The following is a 25,362-nucleotide window of genomic DNA, read 5'->3' as shown; positions in this document are numbered from 1 at the left end:
CCTCAAAGTGGGGCACCAATTGGCGGGGGTGCCCGGGCTGGTAGCGAAGCGACCAACGGCGGCATATAAAAACAGTGCAGCGACCCCTGATACCTTGTGTTTCCCTCCCCCTTGTGGGGAGGGGTTAAGGGTGGGGGTTAGAAAAAGTAGGCGTGCCCCTCCGGGTACGGATCGGTACGAGGGACAGCGGCGCGAGCGCAAGAGAAAGAGAACGGCGCAAAGCCATCAATGGCAGTTCGAAATGACCCCGGATCAAGTCCGGGGTGGCCGAGTATAAATTGTGAGCCATTCCTTGGGCGGTTTCGCGCAACTTTTCTCGGGCGCAAACGAAAAATTCACACCGACAAAGGAGCACTTACCGGCGGGGGTGCCGGGGGTCAGGAGCAAAGCCACCAACACGGCGGCTAAAAAAACCACCGTGAGCGAAAACTAGGCAACTTTTTCTTCTGGTTTAGCACTTGGTGCAAGGGCAACTTTAAGCCCATCCAATTCATCGCTCATCAGTATCTGACAAGAAAGACGAGAATTGTCCTGAACATCGGGAACCGTGTCCAACATATCCTCCTCTTCGTCCGTTGCTGGATGGAGCTTGTTTGCCCATTCAGGGTCAACGAAAACGTGACAGGTCGCGCAGGCGCAAGCGCCGCCGCATTCAGCTTTAATGGGCAATTCCCAATCGCGGATGACTTCCATCACCCGCCAACCATCAAGGGCTTCCAGTTCGTGCTCTTTACCGTCGTGATCTGTCACATAAACGCGCATTATTTTACCCCAAGCTTCTTCTGCAAGCTGGTCGAAGAAGTTGTGTATTGAAACACAACCTTTTGATCCGGATGGATAATTTTCTTCGCTGCATGGGCCATCAATGCCGCCTCATGGAAACCAGAAAGGATCAATTTAAGCTTACCGGGATAGTGATTGATGTCACCAATCGCATAGATACCTTCTTCGGATGTGGCGAACTTCTCAGTGTCCACATTGATCAGGTTTTCATGCAGGTTAAGCCCCCAATCAGCTACCGGCCCTAGTTTCATGGTCAAGCCAAAGAACGGCAACAAGCGCGAAGCAGGCAGTGATTTCACGCCTTCTTCTTTGCTTTTAATGTTCACGGCGCTCAGCTGGCCATTTTCGCCTACAAGGTCGCCAATTTGGCCAAGCTCAAACTTGATCTTGCCGGCTTCAACCAGCGCACGCATCTTATTCACACTGTCCGTATGGGCGCGGAAGCTGTCGCGACGGTGTACAAGTGTTACAGATTTAGCAATATCAGCAAGGTTCAATGTCCAGTCCAGCGCACTATCGCCACCGCCAACGATTACGATGTCATGGTCGCGGAATTCTTCGCGACGACGCACGGCGTAGAACACAGACTTGTTCTCATATTCTTCAATGCCGGGCACTGGAGGGCGTTTGGGCTGAAAAGACCCGCCGCCAGCGGCGATAACCACAACCTTACATTTGAATGTTTGGTTGTCGTCGGTCTGAACGATGTAAGACCCGTCAGCTTGCTTCTCAAGCGCCGTTACCATTTGATTGTAATGGTAAGTTGGGGCGAACGGCTCAGCCTGCTCCAACAAATTATTGGTCAGTTCTTGGCCAGAAATTTCTGGAAAACCCGGAATGTCATAGATCGGCTTTTCAGGATAAAGCTCGGCACATTGGCCGCCCGGCTTGTCCAAAATATCGATCAGGTGGCATTTAATGTCCAGCAAACCCAATTCAAAAACGGCAAAAAGACCAACAGGGCCTGCACCGATGATCACCACGTCGGTGACAATCTCACGCTCGCTCATTTTTCGTACTCTCTTCGTATTTTATCGCGGGCGCTGGACCACCCAGTAAGTTTATTATTTTGCCCGCCGCAAAAACGGACGTGTTCCAACAGGCACCTCAGCGGATGCCCCAATAGGTTGCATGAAGATCGATACCTCACCAAGGTCATTTTCTTCAAGTGCTTTTCTGGTCGCTGCATTTCCAACAGTCAAGGCGTCAAATCCACATCTTTGGAAATATGGAACCTGATCGGTCAGAATGTCGCCACGGGCGCGCAGCTCACCAGTATAGTCATAACGCTCCCGCAAAAGCCGCGCGTAAGAATATCCCCGGCCGTCTGTGAACGCTGGAAACTCGACCACAATGGAGGCGAAACGCTTCGCGTTCTCACCAAGGGCGTCAACATCGTCGCCAGCCTGCAAGAGGATACCGACAGCACCTTGCTGGGCGTCAACTTCGCTTTTATTGTCAACATATACGCTTAGTGGAATATGGACATGATGCAGATCATTCAGCGCTTCATCTTCTTGAAGGTCACGCCAATTATCGGCGATAAACGCGCCGTCTTTAAACAAATTCATTTGGCTTTGTTCCAACTCTGCACCCGGATTAGCTATTTTGCCACTCACATCAAAATGAATGCCACATTCGGTTTTGTCCTTGCCGCGCCAACGGCCAGAACGTGGGTCTTCCCCGTCCTTCACCATCGATGTGCATGGCGCACAACCGATGGAAAGATACCCCTTCAAGAACAATGGATGCGCAGGCAAATCGTGCGCTTCCCGATAGGCTTTCACATCATCATTGTCCCAGTAGGCCAGCGGATTGACTTTTATCCGGTCGTCCGTGGTCAACTCAAAATGCGGCAACACACCACGATCATTGGTCTGGAACCGCTTACGGCCCGTCACCCAGCCGCCATAGTTCTTAAGCGCTGCATCAAGTGGTTCGGTCTTACGAATATGACAACAGCTATCTGGGTCCGTTTGCCAAAGGTCACCCTTAGCGTCAAAGCGCTCAACGTCTTTGGTGTCAGGCTCCAAAAAGCGCACATTGGTCAGACCAAGATGCTTTTTCATCATCTCAACATATTCAAGTGTCTCGGCAAAATGCTTGCCTGTTTCCAAAAACAAAACCTCTTGATGAGGATTGATCTGGGCAACCATGTGCAACAACACCGAACTATCCGCGCCAAACGAGGAGACCATAGCAATCGAATTTGGAGATATGTCCTCGTTAAGCGCATGCCGCAGAACGGACAAGCCGTCCTTCTCGTCAAACATGCCGTTCAACGCAACCAGTTCCAAATCCGTTGGACGTGGCTTTACTGTTGCTGCGTGGGCTAAATTTGAACTAACCATAAAGCGCCTCCTTAAAAGGTGCGTCACCCAATCGACGATAAGCATCAATAAAGCTTTCGTCTGCATTTTGGCGCTCTGCCATGTAGCGGTTGAGCAATTTCTCAAGCGCGCCCGGCACTTCTTCTGCGACGACGCCACGGCCCAAAATTGTGCCGACAGATGCGTTCTCGGTTGCATCTCCACCAACGGTAATTTGGTAAAGCTCAGTGCCTTTCTTCTCAACACCAAGAATACCAATATGTCCCACATGGTGGTGCCCACAGGCATTGATACAGCCCGAAATCTTGAGCTTTAACTCGCCAAATTCTTCTTCGCGATCCGCAAACTTCTCAGAAATTGCTTGGGCAATCGGAATAGAACGGGCATTGGCCAACGCACAATAATCAAGGCCGGGACATGCGATAATGTCCGAAAGCAATCCTGCATTACCTTCTTGCAATCCTTGCTCAACCAAAACGTCATAAATCGCGCGAACATCGCCAATCGCGACATGGGGCAACACTAAATTTTGCTCGTGGCTCACGCGCAATTCGTCAAAGCTATATTGCTCTGCCAAATCAGCGATTGCTTCCATTTGCACGTCAGTTGCATCGCCGGGCACACCACCGATGGGTTTCAAAGAAACCGTAACGCTGACATAGCCTTCTTCGCGGTGCGGATGCAGGTTGCGCTTCAGGAACCGCGCATAAGCGCTATCCGTCGCTTCAAACTGTGCCACATCAATTGCGGTGTCGGTTTGCGGTGTAAAACTAGGCGCTGCAAAATACTCGGTAATGCGGGTCAATTCGCCTTGGGGCAGCTTCAAGACGCCCTCTTTGATTTCAGCAAATTCAGCTTCAACCTGTTCCCGAATGGTCTCAATGCCCGTTTCATGCACAAGGATCTTGATCCGCGCTTTATACTTGTTGTCGCGACGGCCGTGCATGTTGTAAACGCGCAAAATGGCTTCCAGATATGGTAACAAATACTCGTCGGCAACAAAATCGGAAATCTCTTTGCCCACCATCGGCGTACGGCCTAAACCGCCGCCAACAAATACCCGCCAGCCAACTTTGCCCGCGTCATTCGTGGTCGCCATCAAGCCAATATCATGGAACTTAACTGCCGCACGATCTTGGGGCGCACCCGTGATCGCGATTTTGAATTTACGTGGCAAAAACGAAAATTCAGGGTGCAAAGAAGACCATTGGCGAATAATTTCAGCTACAGGACGCGGATCAATAATCTCGTCTGCCGCTGCGCCTGCAAACTGGTCTGTCGTCACGTTGCGAATGCAATTGCCAGACGTTTGAATGGCATGCATTTCAACACTGGCCAGCTCAGCTAAAATGGCAGGTACATCTTTGAGTTTGGGCCAATTGAACTGAATGTTCTGACGGGTCGTAAAGTGACCGTATCCCCGGTCATATTTACGCGCGATATGCGCAAGCTTACGCAACTGGGTCGAATTCATGGTGCCGTAAGGCACCGCGACGCGCAGCATATAGGCGTGCAACTGCAAATAAAGACCATTCATCAAACGCAACGGACGAAATTGGTCCTCCGTTAGCTCGCCGGTCAGGCGGCGTTCAACTTGGTGCGAAAACTGCTCAGTACGCTGACGGACAAAAGCCGCATCAAATTCATCATAGCGATACATGATCGGCTCCTTCTAGACTTTGACGCGCAAAGCCACCAACGGTTGGGCCATCTGCCCTAATTTGCTCTCTTAAGCGATTGGCCCACACGGTGCCAGTTTCGCTCACTTCAACATCAATGGCCTCAAGGCTCACCAATCTGATGTTCAGCGCAGCCTTTGCCATAAACGCTGCGAGATCTGTTTGCTCTTCTGCACCAAAAAGCTTGGCTTGCTGAAGATCAACACCGAAGTCTCCATTTTCGTAAAGGTACACAACAGCACCCGAGATTAGTTCATTTGCAGTAATTGCGTTCATCTGAATATCCTTTACGCCACCTGAATTTCAGGGAGCGCGCCCCCAGTTGAATTTTGATCTAAAACGGGTTGATCCATTTGGATCTGCCACTTGCCGCTGGCCACGGCTTCCCCAACAAAAACGATTGCTGGACCGTCAGCCAATTGCGGCACTTCATTTGAAATTTCTGCCAAACTGGACAAGTATCGCGTGCTGTTCGTGCGGCCCGCATTGACCACGATGCCCAATGGCGTTGTTGGTGATAACCCTTCGGCAACCAGCTCTTTCGCCACATCCTGCATAATGGATTTGCCCATATAAATGCCAAGCGTTAGGCCTGATTTCGCTAAGGTCGCCCAATGGGTCACGGTTGTGTCATTCGCGCCGTGCGCAGTGGCATAAACCACACCAGAGGCGACATTGCGCAAGGTGACGGGCAAGTGCGCATCAGATGCGGCAGCGGCGGCGGCGGTGATACCAGGAACAATTGCATATTCCACGCCAGCTTCATCCATCGCTTCAATTTCTTCAGCCGCGCGACCAAAAATCATCGGATCGCCAGCTTTGAGCCGCACAACCTGCTTACCTGTCTGCGCAAGCTCAACAATCAACTTGTTGATACGTTTCTGCGTAAAGGAATGACGGCCTTTGGCTTTGCCCACCGGCACCCGCTCAGCGTCCCGTCGACCCATTTGCACAACAGCTTCTGGCACCAACTGATCATGCACAATGACGTCCGCACTTTGTAAAACCCGTTGCGCCCGAAGCGTCAGCAAATCTTCAGCCCCCGGCCCCGCACCGACCAAATGCACAAATCCTTGACGCTGAGCACCAACGCTTTGGACAACATTGGCGTGTTCCACCAGCAACTGGTTGGCCAATTGATTGGCCTTATCTTGCTGGCCGTTGGCCAACGCATCTTCGACCTGGGACGATGCTAAAAGTTCTTGATAAAATTTGCGGCGGCGATCACCAGAACTGATCAGCTGCTCAACCAAATGTCGCAAGCCACCGGCTAGACCAGCCAATACGCCAAGATGCAGCGGCAACAAAGCTTCAATTTTAGCCCGTACCAAACGGGCCAAAACAGGTGCTTCGCCTTCGGAGGAGATTGCAATCGAAATCGGCGCACGATCAACTATGGCGGGGGTAAAAAAATCGCAAAGCGCGGGCTGATCGACAACGTTAAGCGGTAAACCAGCCTCTTTCGTCAGTCGTTTAGCTATCTCAGCGTCCGGGCCTTCATCACCAACAAAAACCAGTGCGGCATTGTCCAAGTGATGCATGGCGAATGCTTCTTGAAGAATCTCGATATGTGCATCGGTAGCCGTTAGCGCTGAAAAATCAACTTCGATCTTGCGCGCAACAACAAGCACATGCGCATCTGTCTTTACCGCAAGACGCGCCTTGGCCAGTGCTTCCACACCACCACCAACAATAACGATTTTCTTGCCCCGAACCTTGTAGGATACAGGGAATATGCCCAGACGTGTCATTTTGCGACCTCGATTAATCGATGAAGCTAAAATAAGACACTCTTCGCATAAAGCCAAGTCATTGAAATTGTTAGATTTTTACATTTTCTACTAAATCGACACAGTGCAAAACGCCAACTAGGCAATTTGGACCAGCATGAGAAATTTCATCTCAAAAATGACACGATTTGTAGAAAAATTCTTCCCGAAATCAATTTGGGAGAAATCTATGCCTGATTTTCAGGGACATGAACAACGAGGCCGTCAAGTTCATCTGAAACCTTGATTTGGCAAGACAAACGGCTCTCATCTTTCACATCAAAGGCGAAATCCAGCATATCTTCTTCCATAACAGAAGGGCCACCAGCTTTCGCGGTCCAGTCTTTATCAACATAGACATGACAAGTTGCACAGGTACACGCACCGCCGCATTCTGCCACAATGCCAGGAACATCATTGCGTATGGCATTTTCCATGACCGTTGATCCAGTTTCTGCTTCAACGTCATGGCGCGTGCCATTGGCTTCTACATAGGTGATTTTAGCCATGATGGGTGTTCCTTAAATTGCTCTTGGCGCGTTCTATATCGCCGTTGACCAATTTGATCAAGCAATCAACCATTAAACTGGTTTTGCCACAGCACACAACACATTTGCAAAGACTTGGTGTTAGTCCGCCAACAGTTGATTGATGTAAATTACAGTCGATTGAATACCCTGTCGCAATCCATCAATTTGGCCGTCGGGTATTTCTTCACCCTTAATAAGGTAAGCCTCGGCTGTCGCCGCCAACTGACCAATTTCAAATGCACCTACCCCGCCAGAAGCACCCTTAATTGTGTGCAACCGCATACGGAGCTGTCCGTCATCTTCCGACTCAGCGAAGGAATCTAAGTGAATTTCAAGTTGGGTTTTAAAAAGCCGAAGAATTTCAATCTCTAGCGACTTACTGCCCATGGTCTGACGGGCCAAATAGACCAGATCAATCAATCGTTCCTGACCATACTCATTAATATTGTTTTGTGCATGAGGTGCGAACGCCGTTGCGCTTGCCATACTGCATCCTAACTTTTACTCAACTCAACTATTCACAACTTTATCATAAAGGAGTGAATGCTCGATTAAGCGCCCAAATTCAGGCACAATTGAGTGCAAACAAGGTCAACAACCATGACGCGTTAATCATTTTTTAATAAAAATGTAAATTCGTCGTCGAAAAGGTGTATAAAAGCGTGATACCAACGTTCGGCGGCGTTGGAGAATTGGCTAAAAGTGCATTATTTTTTAATGCGTTACGAATTTCCGGGGGACGCTCCGGGGCGCATCCAAATTTTGCGATGCGGCTTGCCAGAGCTCACCTACGCCGCAATGTTGGGACGTGTGCGGACGCAAAGGTAGTACTGAGTATGGCTAAAAATAACGGTTCAACACCTAAGGACCCGGCATCGCTTGCATTTTCAGCGGTCGAAAACGCGCTGGGACAACCAGCTGCCACGAACACAGCCAAAAAGGCTACATCCAATAAGGACGCCGCACCCGAAATAAACGCGGCCAACCCGAAATCAAAAGCTGCACCCGCTAGCCGTACGCGGTCCGCCGAGCGCATCGCTGCACGCGCAGCTGGTATTGCGAACGACGACCGTTCCAGCGCAGCGGGCATTCTTTATTCACTACAAGCCAAGCCAACTTCTGCGCCCTACTGGGTTGCCTCTGTGGCTTCGATTGTATGGGCCGCAATTATTGGAACGTTGGGCTTTTTCCGCTTTGGTCCAAGCCTTAGTGACCCAGCTTTATTCAGCGAAACATTGCGTACACCAGAGTTTGCCGCCTATGCAGCGTTGCTGGTTATTCCCATCTTGGCGTTTTATGCGCTGGCTGTCATGACCCGTCGCGCTCACGATCTGCGCCTTGCCGCTTCTTCTATGACCCAAGCCGCTATGCGTTTGACGGAACCAGAAGCCGCAGCATCCCAACAAATCAAAACTGTTGGCCAAGCAGTGCGCCGCGAAGTTAACGCTATTGGTGACGGACTTGAACGCGCCCTCTCCCGCGCCAGCGAACTCGAAGTTATGGTCCACAATGAAGTGAATTCTTTGGAACGCACCTATGCGGACAATGAATTGCGGATGCGCGCGCTGATCGAAGAGCTCGCGTCTCAGCGCAATGCCGTTGTGACGAATTCAGAGCGCGTCCGCGAAGCCATTTCTGACGTTCATTCGGATTTTGCCACAAAGCTAGATAGTGTTGGCACCTCATTTGTTGATCAAATGAAAACTGTTGGCGGCAATATCACGTCAACAATCGACACCCAGTCAAAAGACGCGACACAAGCTGTGCAGTCAGCCGGACTTATCATTGATAATGCTATTGCCGACCGCGCCAAGAATTTCGATGAAACAATTCAAAATCGACAAGCCGATTTGGTTGCCTCATTGGATGACAGCGCGGAAAAACTGAACATCATTGTTGATGAACGCACTGCAAACCTTGCTGCATCAATTGCTGAAAAATCAAACGAGTTCGACAACATATTGACGAACCGTACGGGTCAATTATCCGCAGCGATTGAAGACAAATCAAACGCATTTGACGGTATTCTTTCTGAACGGACTTCCTTGTTGGAAAGCTCGTTTGATGAGCGAAACCAAACGCTAGACAAAACAATTTCCGGACGAACTGCACAATTGGATCAAGTTCTATCCAGCCGTACCGACGGTTTTGGCGAACTAGTGTCAAACCGTGTTGATGAGATTTCTCAACTGCTTGGCCAGAACACAAATGCATTTACGGCCCTGTTCGATGAAAAATCCGATTTGCTGACGTCGGCCCTGAATAGCGGGACAGAAGGTTTCAATTCAAACGTTGCCGAGCGCATTTCAGCCCTTACAGGTACGTTTGAAGGCGGTGCTTCGGCTATTTCTGCAGCCGTTGATGCGCAAAGCGCGAGACTGAGCGGCGTATTGCGTGCCTCTGGCGAAGCGGTGCTGGTCGAGATGAGCCTACGCGGTGAAGAAATCTCAGACCAAATGTCAAGTGTTGGCGACAGGCTGGCACAAAGCGTGCTTCAAAACGCTGCAAGCGCACAGTCAAGTCTGACCGAATTTGGTACACGTTTTGACGAAACGCTGGCGATCCAATCCAACAATCTGGAAAGCAGTGTTCAATCTGCCCTATTGCAAATTGGTGGCGTTCTAGAAGAACGCGCAGACGATGCCCGCATATTGTTGCAAAATGCTGGTGATGCGACCGCTGCGCAACTTACAGCCCGCGCTGATGACGCTCGCCAATCCATACAAAGTGCCGGCGAAGCAACTGCAGCTCAACTTACGGCTCGCACCGAAGAAGCACGCGCTTCAATGCAAACTGCTGGTGAAAAAACTGCTGCACAACTTACGGCCCGGACGGAAGAGGCACGCGCATCGTTGCAAAATGCTGGAGATGCTACTTCGGCTCAACTTACAGCCCGCGTAGACGAAGTCGCTGTGGTTTTGGACAGTCGTCTTAAATCCATGGACGAAATTGTGAGCGAAAAAGGCGGCAAGTTGATTGATACAATTGATCAAAACAGCACAAGCATGACCCAATCGGCAAAATCATTGGAAGACACGCTGAACGCTCAGACAACCGCCATCAACGATCGCCTGCAGTCTAGCGCGGCGCAGTTGAGCGCTGAAATGCATCAGCGTACTGAAGAACTCACCTACGCCTTTGACCAATCTGGCAACAAGTTCCGCGACAATATCGACAACAGCTTGCGCGACGTTAACGAAACGATGGAAACACGCACCCAGCAGGTTTCTTCGATGATCGAAGCTAAGGTTTCTGAGGTTAACGAGCATTTGGGCACCGAAATTGACGGCGCTATTGCCCGCTTGTCAGATGCTGAGCATGGGGTTGCTGGCAAAGTAACAAGCGCAATTTCGAATATCGAACAAAGCACAGATAGACTTGCCGGACGGGTTGAGAAGGCCGTCATTGAGTCCACGCAAACATTTGATGATGCAACAAACAAACTAGATGAAACCATTGTTAGCCGCGTATCAAGGTCCGCTGAAACACTTGGCCGCGCGACCCAGCACTTGACGTCGGCTATTGAGAACAGCGTTTCGAATAGCGAACAAAGCCTAACCACTGCTGTTGATGGATTGACATCATCGCTTACGAACAGCGTCACGAACACTGAACAAAGCCTCACAAGCGCGGTTGACGGCCTGACAGGACAAGCTGAGGAACGGATCGCCAATAGCGAGAAGCGCTTGAGCGAAACTGTTGAGAGCTTGGCTTCCAATGTTGAAACGCGGGTTTCTGATGGCGAGCAGCGACTTGCAGCCACATTGAATAGCCTGAACAAATCAATTGAGGGCCGGATTTCGGATAGCGAGCAACGTCTTGTCGCCTCTTCGACCCAAGCGGCACAAAATATTGAGGCAAGCTCTACGCAGAGCGAAGCAAGACTTGCTTCAACTGCTGAAAACCTTAGCCGCACAATTGACGAAAAACTCAGCACCCTACCGGATGCAATTTCTGCGCGCGCTGATGCAACGGCAGAGCGCTTGAATGAAATCAACGCTTCTGTTTCCACAGCCCTTGGCGCAACAATGTCCAACATTGATGAAGGCGCAAACCGCATTTCTGCAAGCTTGCAAGAAAAACTGGTCGGCATGACGGCTGACATTTCAGCCGATGTTGAAACAACCGCCACCCGCATGGATACTCTCGTGCGTGGTGCGATGGCTCAACTGGGCGAAGTCAGCGCCAAAATTGAAGACTTGGTTGAAGTACGCGGCGTAGCCACAGCACAAGAGTTGAGCGACAAGTCGTCAGCAATGAACCGCGTTGTCGCGCTTCAGTCTGAAACATTGTCTAAACTCATCGACCAGAAAACCAACGAGTTGGATGAACGTCTTGCCAACCACCAGAATGTCTTGACCGCTGCGCTTGAAAACTCTGCGACGGGTGCAGAACAAGTCATAGCTGCTTCAACGTCTCGTATTGAAGAAGACGTGACCCATGCTCTAACCAAACTCAATGATTCAAATATGCTATTGCAGCAAGTGCTTGAAACATCAGGCAACAACTTAGCGACACTTGAAACCAGCATCGGCCAGCACACTGTACGTTACTCAGATGCAGTGCGTCAGGCCGTGTTGGGCACAGACGACGCTGGTCGTTTGATGGGCGATCATGTATCTGCGCTGCAAGCAACCATTAGTGGTTTGTTGGCAGAAGTTGGCGAAGTTAAACACACGCTTGAAGGCCAGGCGCATGGGTTCACCGATGCAGCGCGTGACCTAACCAACGCCAGCATGATTTCAATCGATACGATCGAGGGTGGCCGTACGGCGCTGGATGCATTGGCACACGGCTTTACCAACCGCGCTGAAGAGATCGACAACCGGCTTCGCGTATTTGCAAGTTCTCTTTCAGAAACCGTTTCCGAAGCCGAACAACGGATAGCAGCAACACAAGAAGCTTTGGACGAAACTGTTCGCGGCGCATCAAGCTCTGTTTCAAACAACTTGCGCACATTGACCGAAACAGCAGGCATCGAAGCACAACGCGCACAAAGCGCTGTGCAACAAACGCAAAAAGCGTTGGTGGACGAAATGCAAGAAGCAATTCGTCATGCAACAGCCCAGTTCAACGAAACGGCTCAGGCTATGCGTACAACTGCGGGCCAGATGAACGAAGAACTGCAAGCCACCCGTGGCGAACTGCAACGCGGCATGTTGGAACTGCCTGAGGAAACCAAAGCAAGCGCGGCTGCCATGCGCCGTGTGGTCGCTGAACAAATCGAAGCGTTGAGCGAATTGAACAACATCGTCAATGCGCAACCAAGCTCACACAGTTTCACATCGGCCCCTGCTCGTCGGGAGCCAATGCCTGAACCGGCACCGCGCAGAGAACCACCAAAGCAAGCGCCGTTAAGACAGGAAGCACCTCGTCAAGAGGAACGCCGTCCAGTGGAACAGCCACGTCCGGCTCCACAACCAACACGCCGCCCGAGTGCGCAAACACCGTCACGGGATGACGATATTTCATCAGAGCAAATTGCTGCCCTGCTGGAACGTCAAATTGAAGCGGAACAGCAAAAACAACAGGCACGTCCTGCTGCACAAACTCTGCGTTCAAATGTTGAGCAACGTACACCTGTCACCCCACCAGCGACAGCGGCCAAAGCGTCTACAGGCGAAGACAGCGACAATTGGGTGCGTTCACTATTGCGCAATGCCTCTGCCAATCAGCAACAAGCAAACGTTCAACCTCGCGAAAGCAACTTGAACAGCTTGACCAGCGAAATGATTGCAGCTGTTGATCAAACTGCACTTGAAGATGCGTGGATGCGTTATCAGAATGGCCAAACAGATGTATTCTCACGCCGCCTATATACACTGGCTGGTCAGGGCACATTTGACGACATTCGCAAGAAGTTAAAGCGCGACGATGATTTTGCAAACACAGCTCGCGAGTTCATGTCAGAGTTCGAACAATTACTGCGTGAAGCTGCAAACGGACAAAATCCTGTCGTGGATACACAGGCGCAACTGACGTCTGACAGAGGCAAAGTCTACACCATGTTGGCCCATGCCAACGGTCGCTTGGGATAAGCTTAAACCAAATTGAAAAAAGAAATTTATGGCCCGCGTTTTAAAAAACGTGGGCCATTTTTTTTATATGTTCAGATAGCTAAACTTCTGATCTGGGATTAATCAGCATGAGTGACGCCAGCACACATAGACCGCCTGCCAATGCAACAATTGCAGAAATCCCAAACGCCAACGCGCCAAACTGGGAAAATATAAAACCAGACCCAAACACCAAAGTCGCCAACAGGGCCTGAGACAAGACCTGCACGGTGCTTTGTGCTTCAGCCGCAAAACTTTCAGCGGTCCAGTTCGCTACGAAATTCAATGTGCCCAAATAGGTAATGCCGAACGAAATCGCATGCAACATTTGCAGCAAGAAGTAGCCATATGTTGGTATTTCTAGGCTCATGCCGACCCAGCGCGCGCAAGTCACGCAAGCTGCGAACAACAGTAGATGGCGAGCTGAAAATCGCCGAGCGATACGTGCGAATGCTAAAAACACCAACACCTCGGCACCAGAGCCAATCGCCCATAGTGGCCCAATCACCTCTTTGCCTATACCCTGTTGATCCCACAATAGTGACCCAAATGTATAAAGCGGTCCGTGCGACGCAACGATTAGGGCAGAACCCAAAATCGCGAGAATAAACCAGGGGCGGAACATATCTTTGAAGGCTTGCGCCTGCAATTTGTGCGGTGGTGGAGCGTCTTTAGCCTCTGCCTTTAGTTTAGCATCTTCGGGTGCTGTCGCGCGAAAGGCGGGAAGCTGAAAAGCCATCCCCCCGCGCACAAGGCAAAAAATGACATATAACGGCAGGAACAACGCAATCCCTGCCCAACCTAAAAGCCAACCCGCAATGAGATTTACAGCAACATAGCCTACGGTTCCCCATACACGAATCATCGCAAAATCACTGCCACGCCGTCTTGTCATACGGACCGTTGCAGCGTCTAGAATTGGCGAAAGCGTCATCACCGGCAAAACGCATAACGTCCAAACAACGACAATAAGCCAAACATCATCCAAGAAGAACAAAAGCAGCGGTGCCAACGCCGCAACAATACTGCAGGCCAGAATAACCTGACGCCAATCAGAAGCTTTATCGGCTAACCGACCAACAAATACATTGATGAGAACCATCGTCCAAATGGGAACAGCGTTCAGAATACCAATATCAGCATCACTAAACCCTTTGTGCCTTAGCCAAAGGGGTAGAAATGGCACAGCCGCGCCGACCGCCAAATACATTGAACCATAAAAGTAAGAGGCACGCGCTTCCGAAGAAGTGAAACGAGAAGTTAGACCAGCAGACATGTGAAAACCCTAAAAGGCACCGAATTGCAGTTAATCGATGCCCTGATTTGTCAAATCTCGCAAGCTAATTCACCAATATGCGCGCAGATTTAAGCAGCCTTGCTTGCTTTTTGCACCATTGGCGCAAGGTAATCAAAGAACATCTGCGCGCACTGCCGCCAAGTAAACCGCATCGCATGATGACGTGCATTTGCTCGATCAAGGTGCAACGCTGCTGTTGTTGCTTGAGCCAAATCCTTGTGCATGACCCCGGCAGCTGGATCAGTCAGCACGTCAATCGGCCCGATAACAGGGTAGGCGGCAACTGGTGATCCACATGCCATCGCCTCAATCATTACATTGCCGAACGTGTCGGTTTTCGATGGAAAAACAAAGACATCCGCACTTTGATAATGCGCACTCAATTCAGCTCCAGACTTTTGCCCGGTAAAAACTGCCTGCGGATAACGTGATCGTAGCTCCACCAATTGTGGTCCATCCCCCACGACAATTTTTGTGCCCGGCACATCCAAGCGTAGAAACGCTTCAACATTTTTCTCCACGGCAACACGACCAACACACAATAAGTGCGGGCCAGGCAAGTGTTTAAACAACGACTTTTCTGCTGGTTTAAAGCGATTTACATCGACGCCGCGTGTCCAAGGCACGACATCTTTGAAATCTCTTGAAGTGAGATCCGCAACGACGCCCTTTGTTGGCGCCATCGTGCGAACGGCAGGCTCATGAAACCACCGCAAATAGGCGTAGCTCCATTCGCAAGGCACAGGCAGTCGCGCAGCAAGATACTCTGCAAATCGGGTGTGGAAGCTGGTGGTGAAAGGAAGGTCTCTGTTGATCAAAACATGTCGGGCCAACAAACCAAGCGGGCCTTCAGTCGCTATGTGGATAAAATCTGGTTCGACTTGGTCGATGATCTCTTCAACTTGTCCAAGAGATGCAAGCGAAAGCCGGATCTCTGGGTAGGTCGGCATGGGCATTGTCCAAAAACGCTCGGGTGTAAGATAGGTTACGCGATGACCCATCATCTCTAATTCATCGCCAACCTTGTCTAAACAGCGCACAACACCATTGACTTGGGGATGCCATGCATCCGTGACGATGAGAATATTTTTCATGCGGCCTTGTGCGAGTGGTCTGCTCGCGTCCCTGATTTTGGCGCAGCCATGTCAGTCCAACGAATCAATTCGAACGTGCCATCATGATGTTCGACAATCGCCGTGCAACTTTCGACCCAATCGCCTGTGTTGATATATCGAGTACCGTAATGGTCGTGCATGTCAGCATGATGAATGTGGCCGCAAATTACGCCGTCAACGCCCGTTCTTTTGGCTTCAAGGGCCAGAGCTTCTTCATAACGACCAATAAAACTAACCGCATTTTTAACTTTGTGTTTGGCCCAAGCCGACAGCGACCAATAACCAAACCCAAGCTTACGACGTATGAAGTTAATGCCAATATTGAGCCGCAACGCAGCGTTATATGCCCAATCGCCTAAATGCGCCAACCACTTGGCATGAAGCACAACGACATCAAATTGGTCACCATGAATGACCAAATAGCGTTTGCCATCTGCTGCGTGGTGAATAACTCGATCCACAATTTCGATATCACCGAAATGCGTGCCAACATAATTGCGCAAAAACTCGTCGTGATTGCCAGGCAAATAGACAATCCGCGCACCCTTACGGGCCTTACGCAAAAGCTTTTGCAGCAAAATATTATAGCTTGTTGGCCAGCGCCAGTTTTTCTGCAACCGCCATCCATCAATGATATCGCCCACCAAATATATGGTTTCGGCATCATGACATTTCAAAAAATCCAGCAACTGGTCAACACGAATCGTCTTCATGCCCAAATGCAAGTCGGAAATAAACAACGCTTTTACATGTTTTGGCTGGTGTACTTCAGTCATACCTACGCTCGCTAATATCTACTGCGCTGAGTTTTTTAATCCGATTCAGGATTCAGTTTTGTGACAGTCTATATGATGACGTCACACAAATAAAACAACAAACCGACTAACCATTACCAATATACGCAAAAACAAAACTTAGTTCAATTTTGACTTCATGGCGACAACGCGCTGATAACTTTGCGAAATCCGCTGAGCGAAAATTGGATCGCGAGCTGCTTCCTTTTCTAAAACGCTCAAAATCCGTTCCGGCAGGCCAAGAGAAGGCTTTATGGTGTTCGAGAACAACAAGATATCATTTCCAGCTCTAACTGCGCGGATAATTGCATCTTCAAAGCCGTAATGCTTGGTGATTGCGCCCATCTCCATATCATCCGAGATAACCACCCCGTCAAATCCCATACCTTGGCGCAAAACCGTCGTTAAGGCGACCGACGATAGGCTGGCGGGGACCTGCCCCTCACCGTCCTGTACAAAGCCCTTGTGATAAAGATGGCCAGCCATAATCATGTCGGCTTTGTTGTTCGCGATAAGCGCTTCAAATGGCTCATATTCTGCCTTGGTCCAGCTTTTGGTGATATCGACGAAGCCCAGATGGGAATCCCCAGCACTAGAGCCGTGTCCTGGGAAATGCTTGAGCGACGTCAAAAGGCCCGCCTTGTGGTGCCCATCAATAAACGCCTCAGCAAATTTGGTCACAATGTCGGTGCGCGATGAATATGAGCGACCATATTTGGCAATAATCGGGTTGTTCTTATTGACGATCACATCAACAACGGGGCCAAAATTGACATTGAACCCCAGTTTCGCCATCCGTTTTGCCAAGTCTGAATATAGTTCGGTTGCGCCATCCTTATTCATGCCGAGCGCGACTTCTCGTGCTTTGGGGATTTCCGTAAACCCAACTGAACTCGTAAGCCGTTCGACAACACCGCCTTCTTGATCTATCGCGATCAACGGGCTGAACTTTGCGCCGGCACTATTTAGCGCTCGGTTCATTTTGGTCACTTCGGCTAAGCTTTTTACATTGAACTTGAGATACATCACCCCGCCAATTTGCCCAGCCTTCACCAATGCTGCCAAACGTTTATGACTATCGGAACCGGCCTTATCGTGCGGAAAACCAATCATGATCATTTGACCGGCCATTTCGCGGATGGTCTGCGCCATGGCGGATGAGGCATTTAAAAACATGCAAACGAGCAAACTCGCAATCAAAGCAACGCGCATAATATCTCCAAAAGAATTTGAGTTTAATTTGTGCAAAACAAAAGAGGCAGAGTAAGGGCAATCATGCGGACGACTTGTTCAAAAAGTCTGGTATGTCCGCACGCTCCAGATATCGGCAAAATTCTTCATTTGATTGCGGACGCCCAAACAAATATCCCTGACCGATGCCACACCCGGCGAGCCTTAACACCCAAGCTTGATCAGCGGTTTCAATACCCTCTGCCACAACCGTTTTGTTCATGGCTGAAGACAAGGACAATACTGATTGTACAATCGCCATGGATTGCTCGTCGTCAGGCAGATTACGAACAAATGACTGGTCGATCTTCACTTTATCAACGGGCAAACGACTAAGGTAACTCAATGAGGAATAGCCGGTTCCAAAATCATCCAGTGCAACTCCAACGCCCATATCCACGATTTCATCAAGCGTTTGAATGAACCGATCTTGCTTGGTCACAAATACGCTCTCAGTGATCTCAATATCCAAACGTTCCACCGGCAGGCCGGACACCTCCAACGCATGTCGAATAGCACCGACAACATCGCCATACTCGAATTGGACAGCCGAAACATTTACGGCAACCTTGTAGGGTTTTGGCCAAGCCATCGCGTCAATACAAGCTTTCACCAAGACCCAACGGCCAATTTCAATGATCATACCACTATCTTCAGCCACAGAAATAAAGCGGTCAGGACTGACACGGCCGAGTTCTGGATGCAGCCAGCGGACCAACGCTTCGGCCCCGACGCATTCGCCGTCAGCCAAATCCACCTGCGGCTGGTATTGCAAATAAAGTTGGTCATGACCAACCGCATCTAGCAGGGCCATTTCAACCCGCTGCCGCTCGTGAATGCGGTCATTCAGCTCACATTTAAACAAGAAAAAGCTATTGCCGGGAATTTCTTTTGCCTCAGATAAAGCCATATCTGCCTGAGAAATCAATACATTGGGGGAAAAGCCAGAATTTTCAGTGTCGGTTGCACCAATGCTGACGCCAATAAGGGCACGGTGGCCGTCCAAGGCGTAAGGCTCTGTAACATTCGCGATAATTTTCTCTAAAAGTTTGCTAATTTCGATCGTGGACATCACCCCCGGATACGCACCTGCGAACCTGTCCGCACCAAGTCGAGCCACACTATAGAGCCCACTTTGGGCCAATCTGTTTGCGACTTCGATTAGAACACCGTCACCGGCGGCGTGCCCGAGCGTTTCATTGACGTTTTTGAACCTATCCAGATCAAGCAGAACGACCGTTAAACCGTTCTCGCCGCCATCTTCGCTTGTAACAAAATTGCCAAGTTCTTCCTCAAGCCTTGATCGGGTAAATGCCCCGGTCAGCGGATCATGATTGGCCAAAAAGTCCATGCGTTTTTGATGATTGTGCCGATGGGTAATATCGCGAAATGTCAGGCAGGCGACATATTCAGTTGCACCTTTAGAACGCTGCCCATCGACACGGCTTACAGACGAAACAGTCACTGAATATTCAATAACGAGGGATGGGTCGCCATTTTCATCTTTGTTGAGAACATAAATTGGCGCGATGATTGGCACCACTCTGGTCGCTGCGTCAGCAAAGGCTTGGTTGACTTCTTGAAAAAGTCTTTCTGGCAATACACCACAGGACGCGCCAACCAAATGGTCACGCATACTCAGCATTTTTTCGGCAGGCGCACTTGCCGCAAGAATTTTTCGGCTGCTGTCAATAATCACAACGCCGTCAAAATTATCGGAAATGATACGATCGAGTATTGTTTGCATTCTTACATTTTGGCCGGACACTTGCCGAACCAAAATCTTTTGCATGTCCATGGCGTAAAACTGCATATAGATGAACACAGACAACGCGCTCAAATGGACCCAAAACACATCGATAATCTGGCAGAACTGGCTCTGCAATATGAAGGCAAAAAACTCCACGCCGACGGAAAACCCACCGAGTAAGAATGCCAAGGGCAAAAACCGTATCCGCCTAAAGCGAGCCACAAAAAAGATCAGTGGCACGATCAAAAACCAAGGGGCCAATACGTTTATTTGCTGCAACTCCCGGCCTTGCAGGCGCGTTTCAGCAGCCATCAATTGAACCAAGGGCCCTGGAATACGACCATAGTGGGGGACATCGAGTGTGTCGCCTAAGTCTAGCGAAGACGCTCCAATAACAACTTTTTTACCTTCAATCCTCGTTCGGTCAACCTGGCCGTTTAACAAGTCTATGATCGATATACGGTCGATCGAACCTAAGTCGATTGAAAAATCGATGAAATAGGAATTATTATTTTTCTCATGCTCTTTGGGCGCAAAAATTGTTGGCAGTGAGGGCACAATATCGCCGTCAACAATACCATATTTGGAAAACATCCAAACTTGCCCATCCTTGTCTGGCTCAACATTTACAAGTGCCAAATCAGAATGCGCGTAAAAAATATCCAACGGTTTATTGGTGATCAGTATGGGATCACCATTCGTGTTAAAACCCAATTGCTGCAACGCGGCTAGATAGGTAAACCCACCAGCACGCTCTAGCGCATTTGCAAACGCCAGATCATTTTCGGCTGTCGAAGTGTTGGAAAAGTCGATGTCAAACGCGACATCTGCCGCATCATTTTCAATAAGCTTATCAAGGACATCTGCATAAATCGTTCTGGGCCAAGGCCACTGACCGATTTCTTGTAAGCTACGGGCATCTATGTCGACAAAAACCAATTGGCCGGAGGCTGGGACTTGATGTCCACTAAAACGCCATTCTTTGAAGGTGTTGTCCACCCCAAGGAAAAACCCGTTTTGCCCGGTCAAAAACAAAACAAGTGCCAATAAAAATAGAACCGCAAAATTTCTCAGCGACGCTCGCATAAAATGTGCAACTCAACCCAACAAACAACGTAGACTTAACAATGCACCATTTGCGTTACGACGCTCTTAATCAAACCCAATGGATTATAAGTGGCTGCTCTACTTTTTCTTGCCCTTCTTATCATTCTTATCCTTATCGGACTTGTCTTCCTTCTTAGGCTTGTCTTCCTTCTTGTCGCTCGGGCCTTTATCTTCTTTCTTTGGCTTATCATCGCTCTTGCGTTTATCGTCACCCGTGCGCTTATCGACGCTCTTGGGTTTTTCCACGCCTTTGGGTTTTTCTTCGACCGCTCGCTTGTTTTCACTCTTGCCTTTGTCATCACGCTTGGACTTATCGTCGCTTTTACGTTTATCGTCGTCTTTGCGCTTGTTTTCTTTCGGGGTTTCCTTTTTCGCCTTGGCATTTTCCTGCCGCACAGTTTTCACATTCTCTTTTGCGGCTTCTTTAACGGTTTCTGCCGCTTGAATTGCGCGCTCATCTCCGGATTTTTTAGCTACTTTCAAAGCTTTTTCCGCAGCCTTTACGTCCTTTTTCGCTGCTCGTTCGGTAGATCTCGCATCGTCGCGGTCGGTATCTTTTGACGCATCAGAACTCTGTTTTGCCTTCAATGCCGCAGCAACGTTCTTGGCATTTCGCCCATCCTTAGCCACATCCATTGACGCTTTTGCCTGCGCAATCGCCTTTGCTTTTCCAGATTTTTTCGCCGCTTTCATCTGCTTGGCCGCCGCGAATTTCATATCTTTATCGGACATTTTTGTGCCCTGCTGCGCAGCAATGGTTTCCACATTTTCCAACACAACAGGAGACGATGGTCTGGCTTTCTCGACCTTTTCGATGATCTGTTTAACCGAAAGAACTTTCCCAGACTTCATCGCCCGAATGGGTTCTTTTTTGCCACGACCTTCAACCATAAGCACCGGTTGTTCATCTTTATCAATCGCAACATTTTGGTTGGGCATAACGTCCACTTTCATGTCCGCTTTATCGTCGCGCGCCTCAACACGTCCGCGCTCTACCTTGATGGACGCTTTCCCGTCGCGCGCACTCGCTGTAAACTTGGTGCCTTTAACCACGGCTGCGAGCAGTGGTGAACGCACTTCAAAATGTTCAACGTTTCGTTTTTCAACATCAACTGTAATTTCGCCGAAATCTTGCGACACAACCGTGCGGCTGGCCCCTTCCCGATCAGAAATTCGGATGCGGGTATCACCTTTAATGTCGATTGTTTCTTTGCCACGGGAAAACACCACGCGCGCACGTTTGGCGGTTTGGATCGCACTATCGTCAGAAACAACATGACCACGTTTGATCTGCAGCCATGCACCATTCTCAAAAACGAACACACCACCACGCAGTTTTGTCGCCACCCAATCGTCAGCAAATGCTGCACTTGTGCAAATGCATACCAAAACCAATACCGAAAAAATGCGTCCAAAAATTCTCATGTGTGCCCCTTCGACCCAGAAACTGGGTTCAAGCAGACATATTCACTAACCGCTATATAGATGGAGTTAAATGCCCCAAAATTTTGAGGATTTGGGTAAACCGAGTATTAACTCATCTTTGGACACAAAAAAGGGCACCGCGAAGTTCGCGATGCCCAATCAGTAAATGCATATTGCAAAATTACTTATTCTGACGATTTTCAATTAGATCATCAACAACGCTCGGATCGGCCAAAGTTGAGGTATCCCCCAGCGCGCCATAATCATTCTCTGCAACCTTACGCAAAATACGGCGCATGATTTTTCCAGATCTCGTTTTGGGCAAACCGGGCGCAAACTGCATAAGATCAGGCGAGGCAATCGGACCGATTTCTTTGCGGACCCAATTGCGCAGTTCAAGTTTTAACTCATCGCTTGATTGTTCCCCGGCCATCAACGTGACGTAACAATAAATGCCCTGCCCTTTTACATTGTGGGGATACCCCACCACGGCGGCTTCAGACACCTTATTGTGCGCAACAAGAGCACTTTCGATTTCGGCAGTGCCCATGCGGTGCCCAGAAACATTGATCACATCGTCTACACGGCCGGTGATCCAATAATATCCGTCAGCATCGCGACGACAGCCATCACCTGAAAAGTAATAGCCCTTGTAATCAGAGAAATACGTTTTCACAAACCGACCGTGGTCACCATAAATCGAACGCATTTGGCCGGGCCAACTGTCCTTGATGCACAACACGCCCTCGGCTTCGACTGAGGTAATTTCCGTGCCCTTTTGCGGGTCCAATATCACTGGTTGAATGCCAAAGAACGGATTTGTAGCTGATCCCGGTTTTGTTGGTGTGGCACCTGGAAGTGGCGTCAGCAAATGACCGCCAGTCTCTGTTTGCCACCATGTATCAACAATGGGACAATTCCCCTTGCCGACAATCTCATTGTACCAATTCCAGGCTTCTGGATTAATTGGCTCGCCGACAGTTCCTAAAATACGAAGCGAACTCAGGTCACAGTTTTCGACATATTCATTGCCTGCGCCCATTAGTGCGCGAATGGCCGTTGGAGCTGTATAGAACTGGTTGACCTTATGTTTTTCGCAAACCTGCCAGAAACGAGATGCGTCGGGATAGTTGGGTACACCCTCAAACATTAGCGATGTCGCGCCGTTGGCCAATGGCCCATAGATGATGTAGCTGTGCCCGGTGACCCATCCAACGTCGGCAGTACACCAGTAAATATCGCCATCATGATAATCGAATGTATATTCGTGGGTCATGGCTGCATAAACAAGATAACCACCTGTCGTATGCAATACGCCCTTTGGCGTGCCAGTTGATCCAGACGTATAAAGAATGAACAACGGATCTTCAGCGTTCATGCGCTCTGGCTTGCAAAAATCATCAACTCCGGTTGCAGCTTCGTGCCACCAAACGTCGCGGCCGCCCTTCATGGCGATTTCATTACCTGTATTTTCAACGACCAGAATTTTCTCTAGGCCCAACGCGTGCTTAGCCGCTTCATCAACGTTCGCTTTTAACGGCACTGTTTTGCCACCACGACGACCTTCGTCAGCGGTGATCACAATACTAGATTTGCAATCTGTGATCCGACCAGCCAGCGCCTCAGGTGAGAACCCTGCAAAAACAATTGAATGCACTGCACCAATGCGCGTACAGGCGAGCATAGCATAAGCAGCTTCTGGGATCATCGGCAGATAGATAGTGACGCGATCACCTTTAGTGACGCCAAGATCCTTAAGCACATTGGCAAACCGGCAAACACGACGATGCAATTGCCGGTAAGTGATGTGCATATCTGTGCCCGGCTCATCGCCTTCCCAAATGAGGGCGACTTGATCGGCCCGGTCAGGCAAATGACGATCGATACAGTTTACCGACACATTCAACTCACCATCTTCGTACCACTTGATCGATACGTCCGGGTGCTCAAAACTTGTGTTTTTGATTTTGGTCGGCGTCTTCATCCAATCAAGACGTTTTGCAGCCTCCCCCCAAAATCCATCCGGATCATTGACCGACTGCTCATACATTTTCTTGTACTTTTCAGCGTCAATCTTGGCGTGTGAGACGATATTCTTTGGTGGATGATAAATGTTGTCACTCATCGAGCCACTCCTCCTCATTTTAAAGTCTACTAACAGGGGCATTTCTGCCGGACTTACGGTTGGCAATGCAAAACGCGCACTACACGTTGTCCCCACAACACCGTATTCAAATGGCTAAAGGGTTGCATGCTCCGGGTCAATATCTCCGATTGGCTTTTTGGTTCCAAATACTAGATTAGCCCAATTTTGGGACAATTTGGCAATGGAAAGAATTGTGAAACACACCTGCATTAGAATGCAGGCTGAACGAATGAGGAAAATTCGCAATGCAAATCGCCGAAATCGACAAAACGACTTCAGAGACGGTGGGGCCAGCTCAGCAGTCAGATTTAGGTTGGCTTCACCAGCATGTGCATCAAGCAATTGATGAACTCGATTTCTATTGCGATGAGTTCAAAGCCTTTGAAAAAGCACGCGTAAACCAGAATTTCTTGCAAGCGTTGTTTGACGACGACCCAGATCACCTTACTATTCTAAGAAAAGATGGCGTTCGCGCAGGCTTTATGGTCTCAGGCCCAGACAATGGCGTGGTCTTTTTGTATTGGAGCTACATCTTGCCCGAGTTCAGAAAATCTAAACTGGCGATTTTGGGCAACAAATATAAAATTGAACTGTTTAATAACGGGCACTGGCACAAAATGGTCACATACACCAGAACGGAAAATCGAGGCGCGTTGTTGCTGCTCAAACGCTATGGCTGGACTGAGGCTGCGCATTTGGAGAAACACATTTTTGGCGAAGACTACAAAATATTTGAAGTTCAGTATGAAAAGACCATTCCCGGCTACAAACCATTTGTCGTAACGGGCCGATTGGGGCGTGCCATAAGGCAAATTAAGAGTTGGATTTCACAATCAAAATAGTAGGCAGAAATGACTGAGTTTATCACCATCTCCATGCGCCCAATCGTTGTGCGGCGCGCTATCATCATTGCGCTAATTGTTGGCACAATCATCGCCATCATCAACTATTACGACAAAATGATGGGAGCCAGCCTATCCGCCGGCGACGTCATGAAAATTGGCGCAACGTTTTTGGTACCCTACGCGGTTTCAACGATGTCCTCTGTGATGGCCATCAAGGACAATGATTGCGCCTAGTTGTTTGGACCCTGCGTCTGAAGCGACTTAATCTTGCGCAAAATGTTAGCCCGCGCGTCACGAGCAAAAAACAACCCATTGCCCAACAATCGGGGCAACATCCAATGCGCGTAGTTCATCACTTTTGGCACCTGTGAGACAACACCGGCTTTACCCACCATCCCATTTTTGAATTGGTGCAGGCCTAAAAATCCATCCGTGCCGCCAAGGTCATACCACTTGATCCGCTTTTGCCGCGCTAACCATCGCATGACCTCCCAATGCATAAAATA

At 49.4% G+C, this 25,362-nt stretch carries 18 protein-coding genes and 1 pseudogene; 3 read left to right on the top strand and 16 right to left on the bottom strand.

The window, feature by feature from the left end; all coding sequences use genetic code 11:
• Positions 1-429 precede the first annotated feature (429 nt).
• From ACSHWX_RS03625 to ACSHWX_RS03590, 8 genes are all read right to left on the bottom strand, one after another.
• Positions 430-762 carry a 2Fe-2S iron-sulfur cluster-binding protein gene (locus tag ACSHWX_RS03625; RefSeq protein WP_435666825.1) on the bottom strand — a complete coding sequence of 111 codons (333 nt, stop codon included), beginning with the start codon at positions 760-762 and terminating at the stop codon, positions 430-432.
• The gene (locus ACSHWX_RS03620; RefSeq protein WP_435666824.1) at positions 762-1,793 is read right to left on the bottom strand and encodes an NAD(P)/FAD-dependent oxidoreductase; all 1,032 of its coding nucleotides are present in this window, start codon (positions 1,791-1,793) and stop codon (positions 762-764) included. Before ACSHWX_RS03620 ends, ACSHWX_RS03625 begins: the two co-directional genes overlap by 1 nt.
• Positions 1,794-1,847: 54 nt before the next feature.
• Complete coding sequence (locus tag ACSHWX_RS03615) at positions 1,848-3,134, bottom strand: phosphoadenylyl-sulfate reductase (protein ID WP_435666823.1); 1,287 nt, start codon at positions 3,132-3,134, stop codon at positions 1,848-1,850.
• Positions 3,127-4,773: a nitrite/sulfite reductase gene (locus ACSHWX_RS03610; RefSeq protein WP_435666822.1), complete on the bottom strand. Its 1,647-nt coding sequence runs from the start codon at positions 4,771-4,773 to the stop codon at positions 3,127-3,129. Before ACSHWX_RS03610 ends, ACSHWX_RS03615 begins: the two co-directional genes overlap by 8 nt.
• The gene (locus tag ACSHWX_RS03605; RefSeq protein ID WP_435666821.1) at positions 4,760-5,068 is read right to left on the bottom strand and encodes a DUF2849 domain-containing protein; all 309 of its coding nucleotides are present in this window, start codon (positions 5,066-5,068) and stop codon (positions 4,760-4,762) included. The genes ACSHWX_RS03610 and ACSHWX_RS03605 overlap by 14 nt, the downstream gene beginning before the upstream one ends.
• 11 nt (positions 5,069-5,079) lie before the next feature.
• Positions 5,080-6,543, bottom strand: coding sequence for a siroheme synthase CysG (gene cysG / locus ACSHWX_RS03600; RefSeq protein WP_435666820.1), 1,464 nt, complete (start codon positions 6,541-6,543; stop codon positions 5,080-5,082).
• A 206-nt stretch (positions 6,544-6,749) separates the two neighbouring features.
• Positions 6,750-7,070, bottom strand: a complete 321-nt coding sequence (locus ACSHWX_RS03595) for a 2Fe-2S iron-sulfur cluster-binding protein (RefSeq protein ID WP_435666819.1) — start codon at positions 7,068-7,070, stop codon at positions 6,750-6,752.
• 120 nt (positions 7,071-7,190) lie between these two features.
• Positions 7,191-7,577, bottom strand: a complete 387-nt coding sequence (locus tag ACSHWX_RS03590) for an Hpt domain-containing protein (protein ID WP_435666818.1) — start codon at positions 7,575-7,577, stop codon at positions 7,191-7,193.
• Positions 7,578-7,927: 350 nt separating this feature from the next.
• Between ACSHWX_RS03590 and ACSHWX_RS03585 the strand changes: the two genes are divergently transcribed.
• Complete coding sequence (locus ACSHWX_RS03585) at positions 7,928-13,129, top strand: hypothetical protein (RefSeq protein WP_435666817.1); 5,202 nt, start codon at positions 7,928-7,930, stop codon at positions 13,127-13,129.
• 79 nt (positions 13,130-13,208) lie between these two features.
• On the opposite strand, the gene ACSHWX_RS03580 is transcribed toward ACSHWX_RS03585, so the two are convergent.
• From ACSHWX_RS03580 to acs, 7 genes are all read right to left on the bottom strand, one after another.
• Positions 13,209-14,423, bottom strand: a complete 1,215-nt coding sequence (locus ACSHWX_RS03580) for an MFS transporter (protein WP_435666816.1) — start codon at positions 14,421-14,423, stop codon at positions 13,209-13,211.
• An 89-nt stretch (positions 14,424-14,512) separates the two neighbouring features.
• A complete protein-coding gene (locus ACSHWX_RS03575) occupies positions 14,513-15,538 on the bottom strand; it encodes a glycosyltransferase family 4 protein (protein WP_435666815.1) in 1,026 nt (341 codons plus the stop codon).
• Complete coding sequence (locus ACSHWX_RS03570) at positions 15,535-16,335, bottom strand: UDP-2,3-diacylglucosamine diphosphatase (RefSeq protein ID WP_435666814.1); 801 nt, start codon at positions 16,333-16,335, stop codon at positions 15,535-15,537. The genes ACSHWX_RS03575 and ACSHWX_RS03570 overlap by 4 nt, the downstream gene beginning before the upstream one ends.
• A 138-nt stretch (positions 16,336-16,473) precedes the next feature.
• Positions 16,474-17,565, bottom strand: coding sequence for a glycoside hydrolase family 3 N-terminal domain-containing protein (locus ACSHWX_RS03565; RefSeq protein ID WP_435666813.1), 1,092 nt, complete (start codon positions 17,563-17,565; stop codon positions 16,474-16,476).
• A gap of 61 nt (positions 17,566-17,626) precedes the next feature.
• Positions 17,627-20,419 carry an EAL domain-containing protein gene (locus ACSHWX_RS03560; protein WP_435666812.1) on the bottom strand — a complete coding sequence of 931 codons (2,793 nt, stop codon included), beginning with the start codon at positions 20,417-20,419 and terminating at the stop codon, positions 17,627-17,629.
• A 99-nt stretch (positions 20,420-20,518) separates the two neighbouring features.
• Positions 20,519-21,865 carry a FecR domain-containing protein gene (locus ACSHWX_RS03555; RefSeq protein WP_435666811.1) on the bottom strand — a complete coding sequence of 449 codons (1,347 nt, stop codon included), beginning with the start codon at positions 21,863-21,865 and terminating at the stop codon, positions 20,519-20,521.
• A gap of 181 nt (positions 21,866-22,046) precedes the next feature.
• Positions 22,047-23,990, bottom strand: coding sequence for an acetate--CoA ligase (gene acs / locus ACSHWX_RS03550; protein ID WP_435666810.1), 1,944 nt, complete (start codon positions 23,988-23,990; stop codon positions 22,047-22,049).
• A gap of 266 nt (positions 23,991-24,256) precedes the next feature.
• On the opposite strand from acs, the gene ACSHWX_RS03545 reads away from it, so the two are divergent.
• Both ACSHWX_RS03545 and ACSHWX_RS03540 read left to right on the top strand, forming a co-directional pair.
• The gene (locus tag ACSHWX_RS03545) at positions 24,257-24,853 is read left to right on the top strand and encodes a hypothetical protein (protein WP_435666809.1); all 597 of its coding nucleotides are present in this window, start codon (positions 24,257-24,259) and stop codon (positions 24,851-24,853) included.
• A 9-nt stretch (positions 24,854-24,862) separates the two neighbouring features.
• Entirely contained in the window at positions 24,863-25,090 is a 228-nt protein-coding gene (locus tag ACSHWX_RS03540; RefSeq protein ID WP_435666808.1) for a hypothetical protein, read from the top strand.
• Here ACSHWX_RS03540 and ACSHWX_RS03535 read toward each other — a convergent pair.
• A pseudogene (locus ACSHWX_RS03535) lies at positions 25,087-25,362 on the bottom strand (hypothetical protein); the annotation flags it as partial. The gene ACSHWX_RS03540 and the pseudogene ACSHWX_RS03535 overlap by 4 nt on opposite strands.

It is taken from the genome of Maritalea sp. (assembly GCF_051251695.1).
GTDB lineage: Bacteria > Pseudomonadota > Alphaproteobacteria > Rhizobiales > Devosiaceae > Maritalea.
The sequence above is the reverse complement of the archived record's forward strand: the minus strand, read 5'-3'. Positions and strand labels throughout refer to the sequence as shown.